This window comes from Paraburkholderia sp. Ac-20342, from assembly GCF_017104985.1.
Taxonomy (GTDB): domain Bacteria; phylum Pseudomonadota; class Gammaproteobacteria; order Burkholderiales; family Burkholderiaceae; genus Paraburkholderia.
The window spans coordinates 1-17704 of the sequence record NZ_JAAGPQ010000039.1 but is presented as its reverse complement, the minus strand read 5'-3'; the positions used below and the strand labels follow the sequence as shown (position 1 = coordinate 17704).

General features: G+C 64.9%; 17 protein-coding genes. 9 read left to right on the top strand and 8 right to left on the bottom strand.

Going from position 1 to position 17704, the window contains the following annotated elements; all coding sequences use genetic code 11:
• Positions 1–184 precede the first annotated feature (184 nt).
• The gene (locus G3N58_RS18105; protein ID WP_167036685.1) at positions 185–610 is read right to left on the bottom strand and encodes an ester cyclase; all 426 of its coding nucleotides are present in this window, start codon (positions 608–610) and stop codon (positions 185–187) included.
• 102 nt (positions 611–712) lie between these two features.
• Between G3N58_RS18105 and G3N58_RS18100 the strand changes: the two genes are divergently transcribed.
• Positions 713–1624, top strand: coding sequence for a LysR family transcriptional regulator (locus G3N58_RS18100; RefSeq protein ID WP_205999841.1), 912 nt, complete (start codon positions 713–715; stop codon positions 1622–1624).
• A gap of 79 nt (positions 1625–1703) precedes the next feature.
• On the opposite strand, the gene G3N58_RS18095 is transcribed toward G3N58_RS18100, so the two are convergent.
• On the bottom strand, positions 1704–3245 hold the full coding sequence (locus G3N58_RS18095; protein ID WP_167036691.1) for a methyl-accepting chemotaxis protein: 1542 nt from the start codon (positions 3243–3245) through the stop codon (positions 1704–1706).
• A gap of 421 nt (positions 3246–3666) precedes the next feature.
• Between G3N58_RS18095 and map the strand changes: the two genes are divergently transcribed.
• The 6 genes from map to G3N58_RS18065 all read left to right on the top strand — a co-directional run bounded on the left by map (position 3667) and on the right by G3N58_RS18065 (position 8230).
• Positions 3667–4452 carry a type I methionyl aminopeptidase gene (gene map / locus G3N58_RS18090; RefSeq protein ID WP_205989280.1) on the top strand — a complete coding sequence of 262 codons (786 nt, stop codon included), beginning with the start codon at positions 3667–3669 and terminating at the stop codon, positions 4450–4452.
• Positions 4453–4623: 171 nt separating this feature from the next.
• Entirely contained in the window at positions 4624–5154 is a 531-nt protein-coding gene (locus tag G3N58_RS18085; protein WP_167036729.1) for a GNAT family N-acetyltransferase, read from the top strand.
• 290 nt (positions 5155–5444) lie between these two features.
• Positions 5445–6299 carry a septum site-determining protein MinC gene (minC, locus tag G3N58_RS18080; protein ID WP_205999840.1) on the top strand — a complete coding sequence of 285 codons (855 nt, stop codon included), beginning with the start codon at positions 5445–5447 and terminating at the stop codon, positions 6297–6299.
• 104 nt (positions 6300–6403) lie between these two features.
• Positions 6404–7219 (top strand): septum site-determining protein MinD, encoded by an 816-nt coding sequence (gene minD, locus G3N58_RS18075; RefSeq protein ID WP_167036735.1) that lies wholly within the window; start codon positions 6404–6406, stop codon positions 7217–7219.
• A gap of 15 nt (positions 7220–7234) precedes the next feature.
• Positions 7235–7489 (top strand): cell division topological specificity factor MinE, encoded by a 255-nt coding sequence (gene minE, locus G3N58_RS18070; RefSeq protein WP_094783024.1) that lies wholly within the window; start codon positions 7235–7237, stop codon positions 7487–7489.
• A 429-nt stretch (positions 7490–7918) separates the two neighbouring features.
• Positions 7919–8230, top strand: a complete 312-nt coding sequence (locus G3N58_RS18065) for a YXWGXW repeat-containing protein (protein ID WP_167036737.1) — start codon at positions 7919–7921, stop codon at positions 8228–8230.
• Positions 8231–8517: 287 nt separating this feature from the next.
• Here the strand turns inward: G3N58_RS18065 and G3N58_RS18060 are convergent, their stop codons facing one another.
• Positions 8518–10110 carry a chloride channel protein gene (locus G3N58_RS18060; RefSeq protein ID WP_241017161.1) on the bottom strand — a complete coding sequence of 531 codons (1593 nt, stop codon included), beginning with the start codon at positions 10108–10110 and terminating at the stop codon, positions 8518–8520.
• 246 nt (positions 10111–10356) lie between these two features.
• On the opposite strand from G3N58_RS18060, the gene waaC reads away from it, so the two are divergent.
• Together waaC and G3N58_RS34520 are read left to right on the top strand one after the other, a co-directional pair.
• Positions 10357–11361 carry a lipopolysaccharide heptosyltransferase I gene (gene waaC / locus G3N58_RS18055; RefSeq protein ID WP_167036741.1) on the top strand — a complete coding sequence of 335 codons (1005 nt, stop codon included), beginning with the start codon at positions 10357–10359 and terminating at the stop codon, positions 11359–11361.
• Positions 11362–11976: 615 nt separating this feature from the next.
• Positions 11977–12111 (top strand): hypothetical protein, encoded by a 135-nt coding sequence (locus tag G3N58_RS34520; RefSeq protein WP_275691474.1) that lies wholly within the window; start codon positions 11977–11979, stop codon positions 12109–12111.
• A 26-nt stretch (positions 12112–12137) separates the two neighbouring features.
• Here the strand turns inward: G3N58_RS34520 and G3N58_RS18050 are convergent, their stop codons facing one another.
• From G3N58_RS18050 to G3N58_RS18030, 5 genes are all read right to left on the bottom strand, one after another.
• A complete protein-coding gene (locus G3N58_RS18050; RefSeq protein ID WP_167036744.1) occupies positions 12138–12317 on the bottom strand; it encodes a hypothetical protein in 180 nt (59 codons plus the stop codon).
• 306 nt (positions 12318–12623) lie between these two features.
• The gene (locus G3N58_RS18045; protein ID WP_167036747.1) at positions 12624–13931 is read right to left on the bottom strand and encodes an MFS transporter; all 1308 of its coding nucleotides are present in this window, start codon (positions 13929–13931) and stop codon (positions 12624–12626) included.
• Between the two features lie 434 nt (positions 13932–14365).
• A complete protein-coding gene (locus G3N58_RS18040; RefSeq protein WP_205999838.1) occupies positions 14366–14905 on the bottom strand; it encodes an energy transducer TonB in 540 nt (179 codons plus the stop codon).
• A 437-nt stretch (positions 14906–15342) separates the two neighbouring features.
• Entirely contained in the window at positions 15343–16749 is a 1407-nt protein-coding gene (gene argH, locus G3N58_RS18035; RefSeq protein WP_167284384.1) for an argininosuccinate lyase, read from the bottom strand.
• A 240-nt stretch (positions 16750–16989) separates the two neighbouring features.
• Positions 16990–17704 (bottom strand): helix-turn-helix transcriptional regulator (locus tag G3N58_RS18030; protein WP_205999837.1); only part of this gene is annotated, 715 nt, incomplete at its 5' end.

Sequence of the window (17704 nt, the reverse complement as noted above, 5' to 3'; positions counted from 1 at the left end):
AATGGCCGTCACCCTTTCCGCCAAATTAGAAAACCCCGTAAGCCTCAGGCTTACGGGGTTTTTGCTTTTTAGTCTCCAGTTCCTGGCGCATCACCTTGCTCGATTCGAGGTGGTGTTGCGTTTAAAAACTGCTGGAAACCAGAGACCGCCTCATCAAAACGAAGCACAAACACGAACCACGCGTCTAGCTCGCCTCTGCGCGCTTGAGCAGGCTCCGATGCACCTCCAGCGCATTACGCTCGACCCAGTTGTGCTGAAGCAACCCATCTTCGCGGACATGAATCACCGCGGTCCCGGTCATGTAAATCGGCGACCCGCACGGCTCGGCGCCCATCACGCCGTTGTTCTTGCCCGTGACCGCCCAGCGGGTCGCGACACGGTCTCCCGCTTCGTTCTGAAACATCTCGACGATTTCGAAGTTGAAGTCGTCGATCGAGGTGAGGAACGCGCCGACCCACTGCTTGAACGTTTCGCGAGGGCCGATTACCGTGCCGCCCGACGTGATCGCAAAGTCTTCCGCGACGAGCCGATCGGCGGCCTCGGGATTCTTGCCTTGCCATACTTCTCGCCAGAAAGCCTCGACGATCGAAACAGAATTTCGCTTGCTCATTTTTTCTCCAGTAAAACGAGGTGATGAGGTAATATCCGCCTCTATAATGAAGAAATCAAACGAATAAGACTTATAGGATCAAGTAGTGATACTTATAGATAGATGAAACTTCCCGACCTCGAAATGGACCTGCTGAGAGCTTTTGTCGCCGTTGCCGAGGCGGGTAGTTTCACGGCCGCCGCGGAACGGGTCGGCCGCACGCAATCGGCTGTCAGCCAGAAAATTCTTCGTCTCGAAGAGGCGCTGCAGATGCGCGTGTTCGAGCGGACCAGCCGCTCGCTCACGCTGACGCGCGACGGCGAGCGCGTTCTGGTTGCCGTGAGGCGGCTGCTCGATCAATACGAGAGCTTTCTGCGCGAAGTATTCGAGCCGCCCAACGTGTCTGTTCTGCGGCTTGGCGTGGCGGAAAATCTGCTACAGGCGCAGTTGCCGAATTTTCTCGCGCGCCTGAAGAGTCTCTACCGTGACGTGCAGCTCGAACTGACGACCGATTCGAGCCAGCACCTTCTGAAAGCCCTCGAACAGAAAAAGCTCGATGTCGCCATCGTTGGGGTCGTCGGCAAAACGTCGGCGCGGCGTAGCCGGGTCGTCTGGAGCGAGCCGCTAGTGTGGGTCGCCGGAGCCGGTTTTCGCGACGAACCCCGCTATCCCGCGAAGCTCGTCATGATGCAGCCGCCCTGCATCTATCGCGAGATCATTGCCGACTCGCTCGCGTCGGCGCGGCGCGAATGGACCCCTACCTGCACGGTCAGCAATCTGGGCGGCATGCAGGCGGCGATCCTTGGCGGCCTGGGGGTGACGGTGCTGAGCCGCTCGCAGGTGCGGGACGGCATGCGGGTCATGCCGGCGTCGAGAAACTGGCCTGCGTTGCCGCCGATCAAAGTCGAAGTAATGGGCGACCGGACCGAAATTCAGCACATGATCCCGCCGCTCGTTTCGCTGCTCCAGGAAAGCCTGGAAATGGGCCTCGCAACGAACCTGGAAACGTCGTCGAACCCGGCGCAGGCCCGCTGATTCCGCCAGCCTCGGTCGAGGCTGGCTGGCCCACACCACGAGGCTCGAATCCGCGTTTCGAGTCCCGCGGCGGCGGCCCTCACGCCACCTTGAACCCTTCCATCAACTCGCTCAAGGCGCGCGCCTGATCCGCCAGCGATGCCGCCGCCGCCGCGCTTTCCTCGACGAGCGCCGCGTTCTGCTGCGTCACTTCGTCCATCTGCGTGATCGCGAGTCCCACCTGCTGAATCCCGTCGCTCTGCTCGCGCGAAGCCTGCGCGATCTCGCCGACGATGCCCGTCACGCGTGCAATCGCCGCCTCGATCTGCTGCATCGTGCCGCCCGCGTCTTCGACGAGGCCCGCGCCGCGTTCGACGCGCGAGGTCGAATCGGCAATCAGCGCGCCGATCTCGCGCGCCGCGGCCGCCGAGCGTTGCGCGAGGCTGCGCACCTCGCCGGCCACCACCGCGAAGCCGCGGCCTTCGTCGCCGGCGCGCGCGGCTTCGACGGCCGCGTTGAGCGCGAGGATATTCGTCTGGAACGCGATGCTCTCGATCGTGCCGATGATGCCCGTCATCTGTGCGGAACCCGTGTGGATCGCGCGCATCGTTTCGATCATGCTGCCGACCGCGTCGCGGCCGTGCGCGGCGAGGTCCGACGCGCCGCGCGCGAGTGTGCTGGCCTGCTCGGCATGGCTCGCGTTGAGCTGCACGGTCGCGGTGATCTGTTCCATCGCGGATGCCGTTTCGCCGAGCGAGGCCGCCTGTTCCTCGGTGCGTTGCGAGAGGTCCTGATTGCCCGCCGCGATCTGCTGCGTGGCCGAGGCGATCGCCGTCGAACCCGAGCGCACCGACGTGACCGTGCCGAGCAGACGCGCCTGCATCGCGGCGAGCGCGCGCAGCAGCGTACCCATTTCGTCGTTCGCGTGCGCCGCCGCGCGCGTGCGCAGATCGCCCGCCGCGATCGCGTCGAACTGATGCAGCGCGCTCGCGAGCGGCGTCATGATCGCGCGGCGCAGCGAGCGCCAGCTCAGGAACGCGACCGCAAGCGCCAGCACGATGCTTGCCGCGCAGGTCGCGAGCATCGCGCGAAAGAGCGCGTTGGAGCGCGCGCCGGCCTCGGTCGCCTGCGCGTCGAGATAGCTTTCGAGCTTGCCCTGGCTCTCGTTCATCGCGCTGTAGAGCGCGATCAGGTGCTGCGCGCGGCTTTCGTCCATCCAGCCCGTGTCGCCGCCGCGGATCGCCTCGATCAGCTTGTCGATGCCGTCGTGGCGCACGGCACTGCGTTTCGTGTCGAGGTCGGCGGTGAGGGCCGCGAGTTCGGCGCTCTTCGGCAAGGCGCGGAACTCGGCCCAGTGACGGTCGGATTCCACGAGCAGGCTGTTCGCGCGATCGAGCTGCATCGCAAGCTGCGGCGAGTGCGGATTGGCCATCGCCCAGTCGAGCCCGTAGCGAGCGCGCGACATCGCCGTGCCGGACTTGCCGAGCACGACGACCGACGCGTAATGCACCGCATAGGCGTCGCGCTGCGCGCGATTGCTTTGGGCCATGCCGACGATGCCGATCGCGCCGGTCGCGATCAGCAGCAGGGCGAGGAACGCGATCGTGGCGGCGATGCGTGCGTTGAGCGTGAGATTTTTCATCGGAAGGGAGCGTTCGGGTTGCCGTAATCGTCGTCTCGTTCCTTTAATGAAACAAAACGACACTAATGGAATGAATAACGGCATATAACGGCATTTCGACGCGATCTATTTAGGCCTGGTGGCGAAGTTAAGGCACCTCGCCGTGGGTCCGCCTGCGGGTCGCCGAGATGCTCGGCCCGCCCCGGCAAGCCGAACGGATTGCTAAGCGATACTGATTTATTCCGGGCTCCGGCGCGACGACGCGTCTCGAATGGTTCACCGCCGCGCAGGTCGTTTTGCCCGGTTTTGCCAGGGGGGCCGCGCGATCCTCTGTACAATTGACACGATCGACCGCTGGCGCGAGCAGGATCGGCCGCTTCGCTCGCGGCGGCACGACGTCGTCGAACATTCGAAATCCATCCGACCCACATCGACTGAATTCATGGCCATTACCTACAAGACTCCCGACGATATCGCGAGGCTGCGCATTGCCGGCCGCCTCGCGGCCGACGTGCTGGCAATGATCGGCGAGCACGTCAAGGCCGGCGTGTCCACCGACGAACTCGACGCGCTGTGCAACGACTACATCGTCAACACGCAGAAGTCGATTCCGGCCAACGTCGGTTATCTGGGCTTTCCGAAGACCGTCTGCACCTCGGTCAACAGCGTGGTATGCCATGGCATACCGAACCGCAACGAGGTTCTCAAGGACGGCGACATCATCAACATCGACGTCGCGATCATCAAGGACGGCTATTTCGGCGACACGAGCCGCATGTACTGCGTCGGCCAGCCGAGCCCGGTCGCGCGTCAGCTGATCGACACGACTTACGAGGCGATGGTCGCCGGCATGCGCGAGGTGAAGCCGGGTGCGACGCTCGGCGACGTCGGCCACGCGATCCAGAAGGTCGCGCAGCGCGATGGTTTTTCGATCGTGCGCGACTACTGCGGACACGGCATCGGCCGCGTCTATCACGAGGACCCGCAGGTGCTGCACTACGGCCAGCCGGGGCAGGGCGTGCGCCTGAAACCGGGCATGGTCTTCACGATCGAGCCGATGGTCAACGCGGGCCGCGCCGGCACGAGCGTGCAGCGCGACGGCTGGACCGTGGTCACGAAGGACCGCTCGCTCTCGGCGCAATGGGAGCACATGGTTGCCGTGACCGAGGACGGCTACGAACTGCTCACACCGTGGCCGGACGGCACCGGCCGCTACGAGGCGCCGTGAGCGCGCCGCATGCCAGATTGCAGCGCATGCGGGCCGTATCGAGAGTGGCCTGCATGGTTCGCATGCGAGGCGAACACGTCGCGCGCGCGGCTGTTCTGGTCAATAATAATTTGACTCGCGTGCCGGTTCGGTTAAAGCTACGCGTTAGGGTTTCAAGGGGTTTTTGTCTGCATGAGTCCGTCACTGACCGTTCGCCGCATCACCGCTGAGCAGGGCGCCGTTTTTCGCGAACTCCGTACTGCGTCGCTGCGGGAGGCGCCCTATGCCTTCGGCGCGACACTCGAGGACGCGTTGTCGGCCGACGCCGCCAGCTTCGATGCCACCGCGGCCGAGCACGCGGTTTCGCCGGCCGTCGGCACCTTCATTCTCTACACCGAGGGTCATCCAGCCGGGCTGATCGAAGCGCATTTCGAGGACACCGCGGCGCGCCGCGCGTTCGTCTGCGAACTATGGGTGGCGCCGGCGGTGCGTCATCTGCGCGGTGGCGAACTGCTCGTCGATACCGCGAGCAACTGGCTTGCGAGCGCGAGCGCCACCGAAATCTACGCATGGGTTGCCGACGCGAACCGCAACGCGATGCGCTTTTACGAAGCGCTCGGCTTCGGTCCCGCCGGCGAGCACCGGCGCGTCGTGCGCGCGCCCGAGCAGGCCGAAAGCCTGCTGGTGCGACACGTGAGCGCCACCTCGCACACGCACGGGTAGCGGCGAGCGGCGTGCCAGCAGGCCGCCTGCCTCTGCGTCGCGCTGCTTCGAGATGTCTCCGGCGCGCATGTCCGGTGCGCCAATTTCTTTTGTCTCGTCCACGATTGCGGCCGCGCCACGGTGTTGCCGTCGTTCGCGCATGTCTTGCGCGATATGTCTTGCGCGAGACGTGTGGCGGCGCGTATCGGGCGCTGCGCCGCGCCACGCGCGCGACAGCAGATTCTCCCGGCAAAAAAACTGGCCGGGCGCGTGTACGCCTGTAAAATACGCAAAATTTTTTGCCGAACGCTATGTCGCCCAAGAAATCGCCTTTTTTCGAACTTCGCAGCGGCTCTGTCGACACGCTCATGTTCGTGGTCAAAACGACCGACCTCGACGCGATGCGCGCCGAACTGACGCGACGCTTCGAGGCGACCCCCGAATTCTTCGCTAACGACGTTGTCGCGATCGACGTGCGGCGTCTCGCCGAAAACGAACGCGTGCCGCTCGCCGACATCGCGCAACTGCTCGACAGCGTGCGCATGCGGCCGGTCGGCGTGGTCGCCCATGCGGCGCAAGCGTGGGCGACCGAAACCGCCTTGCCGCTGCTCGAAGCGCGCGACCGGCGCGGCGCCGCGGCGAAGCAGGGCGACGAAGAGGGCACGGCGGCAAACGTGAGTGCCGGCGTAGTGGCAAGCGCGACAGCAGGCACTGCGGCAGATACCGCGACGAACACCGCAACCGCCACGGCCACCGCGTCCATTGCCGCTGGCGTAGGCACCACGCTCGACCCGGCGGCCGCCGCTGAATCCGCGCGGCTCGCCGCCTCGCCGCAAACCATGGTGATCGACAAGCCGCTGCGCTCGGGCCAGCGCATCTACGCCAAGGGCGACCTCGTCGTGCTCGGTCTCGTGAGCTACGGCGCCGAGGTAATCGCGGAAGGCAACATCCACATTTACGCGCCGCTGCGCGGCCGGGCATTGGCCGGCGTGCAGGGCAATCACGACGCGCGCATTTTCTGCACGTGTCTCGAACCGGAACTGATCTCGATCGCGGGCATCTATCGAACGACCGAGAACCCGCTGCCGGCCGACGTGCTCGGCAAGCCGGTGCAGATCTGGCTCGAACAAGAAAAACTGATGATCGAACCGTTGCGGCTCACCTGAGAGAGGCGACGCGCGTGCTGCCCCGGGGGTAGTCCGGCACACCGCGTTTCACGGGAAAAAAGCCGCACATAATTGACGCATTTGACGAACACAAGGTAAGGGTAATGGCAAAAATCATTGTGGTGACTTCGGGCAAGGGTGGCGTGGGCAAGACGACCACGAGCGCGAGTTTTGCATCGGCCCTCGCATTGCGTGGCAGCAAGACTGCCGTGATCGACTTCGACGTCGGCCTGCGCAACCTCGACCTCATCATGGGCTGCGAGCGCCGGGTCGTGTACGACCTGATCAACGTGATCCAGGGCGAAGCGAATCTGAACCAGGCGCTGATCAAGGACAAGAAGTGCGAGAACCTGTTCATCCTGCCGGCGTCGCAGACGCGCGACAAGGATGCGCTGACGATGGAAGGCGTCGAGAAGGTCATCAACGACCTGATCGCGATGGACTTCGAATACATCGTCTGCGATTCGCCGGCCGGTATCGAATCGGGCGCGCTGCTCGCGATGCACTTCGCCGACGAAGCGCTGATCGTGACGAATCCGGAAGTGTCGTCGGTGCGCGACTCGGACCGCATTCTCGGCATTCTGTCGTCGAAGACCAAGCGCGCGATCGAGGGCAAGGAGCCGATCAAGGAGCATCTGCTGATTACGCGCTACAACCCGAAGCGCGTGAACGAAGGCGAAATGCTTTCGCTGACCGATATCCAGGAAATCTTGCGCATCGACCTGATCGGCGTGATTCCCGAGTCGGAAGCCGTGCTGCACGCGTCGAACCAGGGTCTGCCGGCCGTGCACCTCGACGGCACCGATGTGGCCGAAGCCTATAAGGACGTCGTGTCGCGTTTCCTCGGCGAGCAGAAGTCGCTCCGCTTTGTCGATTACCAGAAGCCCGGGCTGCTGCAGCGCCTCTTCGGCACCAAGTAAGGGGGGACGCACGTAATGTCGATTCTTTCGTTTTTGCTGGGCGAGAAAAAGAAGTCCGCGTCGGTAGCGAAGGAACGCCTGCAGTTGATCATCGCGCACGAGCGCGCCGGCGGCCATGCGCCCGCCGATTATCTGCCTGCGTTGCAACGCGAACTGGTGGCCGTGATCTCGAAGTACGTGAAGATTTCCGACGACGATATTCGTGTGAGTCTCGAGCGTCAGGACGATCTCGAGGTGCTCGAAGTCAAGATCGAAATACCGCAGGTCTGATCGTTCCGCGGGTGGGTTTGCCTGGCCGCCGGTGAGCGGCCGGTTTGTATCGCCGCAAATGCGCTGCATGGTGTCGTGTTGATTCAATGCGATGCTGTGCGGCGCTTTTCGTTTGTTGCTTCCCGTTTGTTGTTTGCGCTCGCATAGGCATGCACATGCGGCGGTCATGTAGACGCATCGTGCTGATGCTCATGTGCAGACCTTCTCTCTGAGTCTTCCCTCACCGTTGTCTCGCTGAAACTCCTTCGGTCATCGGCTTTCCGCTTCTCTCCCGCCTGACCCTGGCGGCGCTCGCCGCGCCCGATTCTCCGATCGAAATAATCCGTTGCATTTCAGCGTGCACCGTTACACGCGGCTCGTCAGCCGCCCGGAGCCCTCGCGCATTAAACCGGTAACGCCGCATCCGGTGTTCAACCCAAGAGGGAGATCATGAACAGAACCTTTCGCCTGCTGCTTGCCAACACCGTTCTGATCGCCGCCGGCGCTGCCGCGATGGCGTCGGCTTCGGCCGAGGAAGTCGTCATCGTCGCGCCGTCCGCGCCGCCGCCGGTCCGCTTCGAGGCCGTGCCCGCGCCGCGGGTCGGCTACGTGTGGGATCACGGTCACTGGCGCTGGGATCATGGCCGCTACGTGTGGGTCGTCGGCCACTGGCAGGCCGAACGCGTCGGCTATCACTGGGTGCCGGGTCACTGGGTCGAGCATGGTCCGAACTACCGCTGGATTGCGGGGCATTGGGCGTAACGACCGCAGTCGCGTGCGTGGCAGCGAACGCATGGGCGAACGCGAAGCCGCACGCAAAAACGCATGCATTGGCGACGCGGCGGCGTTCGATACCGCTCGCGTCGCGTCTTCAGCGCATTTTCCCGTTTGATCGATAACACAGGCGCCGGCGATCGCGCGCCTGGGAGTGTGGAGAACTATCCGATGAAAAAGAATTTGCTCGTGCTCGCAGCGCTCGCGGTGATGCTGGCCGGTTGCGTCGTCGTCCCCGCGCGGCCGGTGTATGTGCATGCGCCGCGCGTCGTGGTTTATTGACGCGGGGTGTCGGAGGCGTCGTTCGCGAGGTCTGTCGAGGTTGGCGCGACGGCGTTCGCGGCGGTGTCCGCCACGGTGCTCGCAGCGCCGTTTGCCGGGACATTCGCAGCGCCATTCGTCGCGGTGTTTCGAGTTGCGCTCTCCGGGGCTTGCACCTGTGCGTCCGTTGCCGGTTGCTCGCCGTGAGTGCCGTCGGCTTTGGCCATGGCAGCATCGACCTCGGGGCTTTCTTCCGCCGTCGGCTCGGGTACTTCAACCTCGGGCACCTCAGGCGCGGGCGCAGGCTGCGGCAACGGCGCCATATAACGCCGCGCCAACGACTCGTACAACGGCGGCGCAAACAGACGCGATACGCGGCTCGCGATCAACGCGGTGGCCATCAGCGAAATCACAAGCGCATGGCCGTCGATCATCTCCATCACGATCACGAACGACGTAATCGGCGATTGCGTGACGGCGGCCAGATAGCCGACCATCGCGAGCGCAATCAGCATCGGCAATTGCATCGAGTCGAACACCATGTGCAGCAGATTGCCGAAACCCGCGCCGATCGACAGCGACGGCGCGAAGATGCCGCCTGGAATGCCGGGCAGGTATGAGCCGATCAGCGCGATCATCTTCAGGAACGGATAGAACATCGATTGCGCGTGTCCGTCGAGCAATCCGCGCGCTTCCGCATAACCGCTGCCGAACGTCGCGCCGCCCGACAGCAGCCCGACGACCGCGATCGTGAAGCCGCATAGCGCGGCGAACGCGACCGGCCGCTCGCCGTGCAACTGGCGCAGCGGCGCCGGAATCCAGCGCGCGGTATTGAGCAGCAGCCAGCCGAACCCGCCGCCCGCGATACCGGTGACGAGCGCCGTGAGCAGCACCGCGAGCGCGAGCAGATCGGGGAAGTGCGCGCCGATCTGGATCGTGCCGAAATACGTGTAGTTGCCGTTCAAGCCCAGCGCGACCACCCCCGCGATGATGATCGCGGTAATCAGCACACCGCTCGCGCGTGCTTCGAAGCTGCGCGTCAGTTCCTCGATGGCGAACACGATGCCGGCCAGCGGCGTATTGAATGCCGCCGACAAACCCGCGGCCGCGCCCGCCAGCGCGAGTTGCCGTTCGATCTGCGCGTTCGAGCGCGGATAGAGCCGGCGCAGATTGAACATCAGCGCGGCGCCGACCTGCACGGTCGGTCCTTCGCGGCCGATCGTGAAGCCGCCGAGAATCCCGAGAAACGACACGCCGATCTTGCCGAGCAGAAGCCGCACCGAGAGCAGCCGCGCGCCGTAGGCGCCAGGCTTCGTGTGCAGCGTTGCGATGACCTGCGGAATGCCGCTGCCCTCGGCGCCGCGGAAAAACGTGCGCGTGAGCCACACGGCGAGCGCCGCGACCGCCGGCGTGATGATGAGCGGCGCCCACGTATGCTGTTGCTGCACGCCGCGAAACACGTCGTAGCCCCAGTCGATCAGCCGCGCGTACAGCACCGCGACGAGGCCGACCGCGATCGCGCCGAGCCAGAAAATGCCGTATTGCCGCCACAGGCGTTTCGCGCGGCGCAGGAGGACGGATGGACTGGGAGGGAAGGACCGGGGCATGGAATCGGCTGGCGGTGGGCGGGATCGGACAGGCGTAAAGGAAAGAGTATAAGGCGTACCGCATGGCCCAGGATTTGGGAAAGCCTTTTGAAATGCCATGGGCGGACAGTCTGGGGCGACACTTTTCGCGCCCCCGGTGTAATAGACGGTATTAAGAGACAGACTGTGTCCGTTGCGCGTTTGGCAGGGGTGTGACGGAATCGTCAGCTAAAATGGTTTGAATCTCGAACAACGAACAGTTCCTCAATGAAGCGAGTCCTTATCGTCAAGGTCACTTCACTAGGCGACATCGTGCAGGCACTGCCGGTCGTTGCCGATATCAAGCGCGCGTTTCCCGGCGTTCAGGTCGACTGGGCCGCCGACGAGGCGTTCGCGGATCTGGTGCACTGGAGCCAGGGCGTCGACCGCGTGCTGTGCGCGCCGCTGCGCCGGTTCAAGAAAGCGCGCCGCTGGAGCGATTTCAAGGCAATCTGGGCATCGATTTCCGATCTGCGCGCGCATCGCTACGACTACATCATCGACATTCACGGCGTCTACAAGAGCGCGATCATTGCGTTTCTCGCGCGCTCGTCGAAGCGCATCGGTTACCAATCCCAGGATCTGGGCGAGCGCGGTGCCGCATTCGCGTATACGGGCCGTTTCGGTCCGCGTCCCCAGGGTAATGCATGGCATGGCATGCGCATCAGCGCGAGCGAGGCGCTCGGCTACAAGGTAGACGGCCCGGCGATCTACAACCTGCGTCTGCCCGAACCGGTCACGCGGCCGTTCGCGCGCACCAAGGCGCCCGTCGCGGCATTTTTTCATGCCACCTCCAAGGACGACAAGAAGTGGCCGCTCGGTCATTGGGTGGCGGTGGGGCGTAAGCTGGGCGAGCGCGGCTTTCAGGTCGTGCTGCCTTGGGGGTCGCCTGGCGAACGTGCCGAGGCCGAGCAGATCGCGGCGCAAGTGCCGGGCGCGACCGTGCTGCCGCAAATGAGCGTGACCGAAGTCGCGCAGATGATCGACGCGTGCGCGCTCGTCGTCGGCACGGATACGGGTTTCGTCCATCTCGCGCACGCGCTGCAGAAGCGCACGGTCATGATCTTCGTGGCGACCTCGCCGTCGCATTGCGGCGTCGAAGCGCCGTTCCGTTCGACCTCGATCGGCGACGGCCGCTCGGTGCCGCCGATCAGTGCGGCGCTCGACGCGATCGACTATGTGCACTCAGGCGCGGACGCGTTTGCGGTGCAGGACGATTCGGCTGCCGCCTGAATTCCGCCGGTTTTTCCCGGGTCGTTTGGCAAACGTTTGCGCCAAAGAAGTGAGGCGCGACGCACAATCCGCTCCTGCGAGCCGGATGGCCTCGTCGCGCCTCTAAAAAACGCCCGCGTCGGGGAACGACGGGCGTAGAGGAATCGCGGGCGTAGCGGAATCGATTACACGCCTGTTAAATCTGTCGCTTTTCGTTGGGCGCCAGGGCGGCGGTCATGCCGTTCTTACACCACGCTCATGCGGTTCCGTCTGCATGCGCGATGCGATCGGGCCTCATCGCAAACTCGCGAGATACCGCGCGCCAAGGTCCCGCTGTCGTGTCTGAAATCGCTGCCGAGGCGCGTGCAGGCGCGCTCGGCGGGGCAGCCGCTATGCCGGCGCGACATCGACGCGCTCAACGCAGTATAGGCGTTGTTTTTCGCCATATCGACGTGCTCGCGCTTCAGTGACAAGTGCTTGTCGAATACGTTTCAGCGGCGTGAATCGGCCCCGCCGGTTCTGTAACACCGCGGTGATTTTCCCTTACAAATGGCAACGTTCACGCGGGGGCGGATCGTGTTCAATCGGGTCATTCGGGGCTTCGACTCGAATCAAACTGACTCGATGGAGAACAACATGAAACGCTTGATTCTGACTCTGGTTGCCGGCACGGTCCTCGCAACGGCACTCGGCGGCTGCGTCATCGCACCGGCGCCGGGCTATTACTACGGCGGCGGAGGCTACTACCATCACGGCTACTACTACCGTTGAGCGCGATGCGCGGCTCGGGTCTGGACTCAGGCCATGAGCATTTCGAATGCGATGACCGCGGCGATGGCCGCGGCGTTCGCCGCGAGCGCCTCGACGACGATGCCTTTCCAGCTCGCCGGGCGAAAGCGCAGCGCGAGCAGCAACGCGCCGAGCAAGGCCAGCGCGATGATCGTCACGATCTCGGCATTGTGAAGATGGAGGTTCATGCGAGTCTCCCTGTTTTTCGTAGGGTTATGACAGGGAGTATAGGCACGTCGAAAAGACGTACAAGGCGGGGGATTTACCGAGCCGCCTGCCGCCAAGGGCGGAGGGGAGAGGGCGCCGCAAAGGCCGGGTGCGTGAGCGCGTCGGCGGTGATGTCGGCGCGCAGAAGCAGCATGAAGCGGCAGCGCCAAAACAGCCGCGCATGAGTCACGATGCGCGAGGCAGTACGAAAGGGCAGTATGAGAAAAACGGCATACGCGCATCGGCGGAAGAACATTTCCGCCGATGCACGCCGCGACCTCATTGCCTCATTTCATGAGGCTTTCATCGCGCGTTTCGCGCATGCACAGCACGCCGAACAGGCTCACGGCCGCGGCGACCGACACGTACGCGCCGACCCACGGCAGGCCGCCGTGCGCGGCGAGCACCTGGGCGATATACGGCGCGACCGATGCGCCGAGAATCCCGCCGAGGTTATAAGCGACGCCGGCGCCGGTATAGCGCACGTTGGTCGGGAACAGTTCCGGCAGCAGCGCGCCCATCGGCGCGAACGTCACGCCCATCAGGAACAGCTGGATCACGAGGAACAGCAGCACGAGCAGCGTTTCGCCGCTGCCGAGCAGCGGTGCCATCGTGAAGCCCGACAGGATCGCCGCGATGATGCCGACGATCAGCACCGGCTTGCGCCCGAAGCGGTCGCTCGCGCGCGCCGACAGCGGCGTGGCGAGCGCCATGAACACGACCGCGATGCACAGCAGGCCGAGGAACGTCTGCCGCGGAATATGCAGCGACCCGACGCCGTACGACAGCGAGAACGTCGTCGCGTTGTAGAACAGCGTGTAGCAGACCACCATCGCGAGCGCGCCGAGCAGCGTGGGCGCCCAGTGCTGCGAGAGCAGCGTCGCGATCGGCACGCGCACGCGTTCCTTGCGCTCGATGGCGGCCTTGAACGCGGGTGTTTCGGCGATCTTCAGGCGCACATAGAGGCCGAGCGCGACCAGCACCGAGCTGACGATGAACGGCACGCGCCAGCCCCAGCTGCGGAACTGCTCGTCGGAGAGCGACAGCGCGAGCGCGAAGAACAGGCCGTTCGACGCGAGAAAGCCGATCGACGGCCCCAATTGCGGGAACATGCCGAACCAGCCGCGTTTGCCGGCCGGCGCGTTTTCGGTGGCGAGCAGCGCGGCGCCGCCCCATTCGCCGCCGAGGCCGATGCCTTGGCCGAAGCGCAGGATGCACAGCAGAATCGGCGCGAGGCTGCCGATCGCGTCGTAACCCGGCACGAAGCCGATCAGCGTGGTCGAGAGGCCCATGACGAGCAGCGAGGCCACCAGCGTCGACTTGCGGCCGATGCGGTCGCCGAAGTGGCCGAACAGGAACGAGCCGATCGGCCGCGCGACGAATGCGATGCCGAACGTGACGAACGCCGATAGCGCCTGCGCGGTGGCCGAGCCATGCGGGAAGAATACCGGTCCGATGACGAGCGCCGCGGCGGTTGCGTAGACGTAGAAGTCGTAGAACTCGATCGCGGTGCCGATAAAGCTCGCGAAGATGATTCGCGCGCTGCTGTTTTGCCCGCTTGCAGGCTGAGCCGCGGAAATCGGCGAAATGGACATGCAGGTCTCCCTATGTCGTAAAGCCGTGGGGCGCAATGCGGCTGCTGGAGCAGGCGGCATGCGCTCGCGCGGTGTCCGTGTTGAAATTCTGAGGGCTTGCCCGCCGCGCCGGCGGGTGTGCGGGCGGCGTGAGCCATGCCGGATGCTGCCGGCGCAGGGGATCGGAAATTATAGCGAGCGCGGCCGGCGCGCAGCAATGGCGGCGTAAGGTTGTGGCGGCGCGCGATGCGACGCACTACCAGGCGCACTACCCGGCGGGGGCGGCAGATTGTCGTAGTCGTACGCGATGCTGCGCGGCGTCGGGCGAAGTGAAGCGCAATGAGGCAACGCGCGATGACGCAATGCATCGCGGAGCAAGGCACGGTAGCGCAGAGTACGGAGAAGCAAGACGCGGAAAAGCAAAACGCAGTGACGCAAAACCGCGGCGCAAACGCCTACTCAAGCGATTCCGCTTGCGGCGCGGCCAGCTCGCGCAACTGGAATTTGCCGTTGTCGTTGAAGAGCCAGTCCTCGAACAGTTCGAGCTGACCGCGGCTGTTCAGCAGCTTGCCCGGCGGTAAGGGCAGCGGGGCCGAGCGGCGCAGCGTGGCGAGGGCCGTGCTTTCGGCTTCGTCGTCGCCGTTGGAGCGATAGACCGACGACTCGACGATGCGTCCGTTACGATCGACTGTAAACGACACCACCACGAGCGAGCGCAGCATCGCCTGCGGCTTGCCTTGCAGCACATACGAGGAATTGCGCTCGACGATGCGCCGCGCGACCGCGTCGCGGTATTGATCGAGCGTCGCGCTGTTGATCGCGGCGAGCGGCGTGTTGACGGTTTCGCGCGGCATCAGCGAGGTGATCGTGCAGCCGGCGAGCACGGCGGCGCTCAGCGCGGCAAGCAGCACGCGCGGCGTGCGCGACAAGCGTCGGATGCGTGGCAGGCATTGCCTCGCGCGGCGACGCGGAAGGGCGGGGGTGAGGGAAAGCATCGTCGGGGAACAGCGCGAAGAGGGCCTGATTCGATGGTAGTCAAAAACTACCGGTATTCAATCGGCGTTCACCCGCTGCGTGGTCGTTGCGTGGTCGCTGTGTGATGTATGGCACGTCGATGTAATGGCCGGAAATATCCGCGAATTGGTCGATGGATCAAACGCGCCTACACTTTGATGGCCTCTTCAACGAGGCATCGGTGGAAGTCTTTTCAGCCCGCTTTACGCGGGCTTTCTTTTGTCTTCGCTGGCCGCCTCACTTGCCGCTTCGGTGGCTGGCGTGGAGTCCGCCAGACGCAGGCGAAAAAAAAAGCGAACCCGCCTGCGGGGTTCGCCTTCTGCATGTCCGTGCTGCATGTTCGTGTAATACAGGTCCATGCCGCACGCGGATTCCCGCGAGACCGCAAGCTCACGCCCGCGGCCTCGCCGGACATCGCTTACTTCAGCGCTTCGCGCGCGGCCTTCACTGCGGCCAGCACCTGCTCGGGTGCCGTGCCGCCCGGATGATTGCGGCTCGCCACCGAGCCTTCGAGCGTCAGATACGAGAACACATCCTCGCCGATCAGATGCGCGACGTTCGGCAATTCGCCGCGCATTTCGTCGAGCGTCAGGTCCGCGAGATCGCAGCCGCGATCGGCGCACACGCGCACCGCGAGCGCGACCGCTTCGTGCGCATCGCGGAACGGCAGGCCGCGCTTGACCAGATAGTCGGCGAGATCGGTCGCGGTCGAGAAGCCTTGCAGTGCGGCGGCGCGCATCGCGTCGGGCTTGACCGTGATACCGGCAACCATCTCGGCGAAGATGCGCAGCGTGTCGGCAACGGTGTCGACCGTGTCGAACAGCGGCTCCTTGTCTTCCTGGTTGTCCTTGTTGTACGCGAGCGGCTGGCCCTTCATCAGCGTGAGCAGCGCCATCAGATGGCCGTTCACGCGGCCGGTCTTGCCGCGCGCGAGTTCGGGCACGTCCGGGTTCTTCTTCTGCGGCATGATCGACGAGCCGGTGCAGAAACGGTCGGCCAGATCGATGAAGCCGACGCGCGGGCTCATCCACAGCACGAGTTCTTCGGAGAAGCGCGACACGTGCGTCATCACGAGCGCGGAAGCCGCCGTGAATTCGATCGCGAAGTCGCGGTCGGAGACGGCGTCGAGCGAGTTCGCGCAGATGCCGTCGAAGCCGAGCGTCTTCGCCACCGCGTGACGGTCGATCGGATAGCTGGTGCCGGCGAGCGCCGCCGCGCCGAGCGGCAGACGGTTCACGCGCTTGCGGCAGTCGATCATGCGCTCGGCGTCGCGCGAGAACATCTCGACGTAGGCGAGCAGGTGATGGCCGAACGTGACCGGCTGTGCAACTTGCAGGTGCGTGAAGCCCGGCATGATGGTCGAGGCATTTTTCTCGGCGATGTCGAGCAGCGCCGTGCGCAGTTCGGTCAGCAGTCCGCCGATGCGGTCGATCTCGCCGCGCAGCCACAGGCGGATGTCGGTCGCGACCTGGTCGTTGCGCGAGCGGCCCGTGTGCAGGCGCTTGCCGGCGTCGCCGATCAGCGCGGTCAGGCGCGCTTCGATGTTCAGGTGCACGTCTTCGAGATCGAGTTGCCATTCGAACTCGCCGCGCTCGATTTCACCCTTGATCTGCGCCATGCCGCGCTGGATCGCGGCGAGGTCGTCGGCGGAGATGATCTTCTGCGCGGCGAGCATCGAGGCGTGCGCGAGCGACCCTTCGATGTCGACGAACGCGAGACGCTTGTCGAAGAAAACCGACGACGTATAGCGTTTGACGAGCTCCGACATCGGCTCCGAGAAGCGAGCCGACCAGGCTTCGCCTTTTTTGTGCAATTGGGACGTCATGGTGTTGGGCGGTTAAGCGGCAGTTAAATGGAAACCAGGCCGCAATGAAGCGGCCGTTGATCGGGCGGTAAAGCGGCTGACGGCAAGCCTGGCTGAGTGGCCCGAAGGCCGCGCCGCAGCGAGGAGAAACGACGATTTTAACACCGGGCGTGGGCGCTCAAGACGGGGCAGGAGCACGGCGAACGGCGCAGCGGCGATGGGCGCGCGCTTGAGGCTGCGCCGCGACGGGCAGCCGCCAGCCTACTCCCGCACCAGCACCACCAGCTTCAGATCCTCGCGATGCGCGGGCTTGAACGTGATCTGGTCGTAAACGAGGCGCCCGTCGCGCGGATGATTGAACTCGCGCCGTCCGCCCTCGCGGCCGCCGACGTCCTGCGAGGCCCAGTAACGCGCGAACTCGTCGCTCGCGGCGGACAGCGCATCGATCAGCGCGTGCGTCGGCGCATCGCTCAGATGGCGGATCGAGTCGGCGCGGAATTCGGCCGCCAGCCGCCGCGCGCGCGTTTCCCAATCGACGATCAACGCGCGCGCGGCCGGCTCGGTGAACGTGTAGCGCAGCAGATTGCGGTCGTGCGCGCCGTCGAGCCAGCCGACGAACAGCTCGGCCGCGCGCTCGTTCCAGGCGAGCGCATTCCACTGCCGGTCGAGCACGTAGGCCGGCGAGCTGACGAGCTGCACGGTTTGCAGCAGCGTGGCGGGGGCATCGGCGGCGGCCGGGTCGGGCTCGGCCGGATCGCGCTGCGCGGCCAGTTCGAACAGATAGGCGCGTTCGGCGCGCGAGAGCTGCAACGCGACCGCGATGCGCGCGAGCGCGTCGGCGGAAGCGGACACGGGCCGGCCCTGCTCGATCCACGTGTACCAGGTCGGGCTCACGCCGCACAGTTGCGCGACTTCCTCGCGCCGCAGACCGGGCGTGCGGCGGCGCGGCCCCGGCGGCAGGCCGACCGCCTGCGGC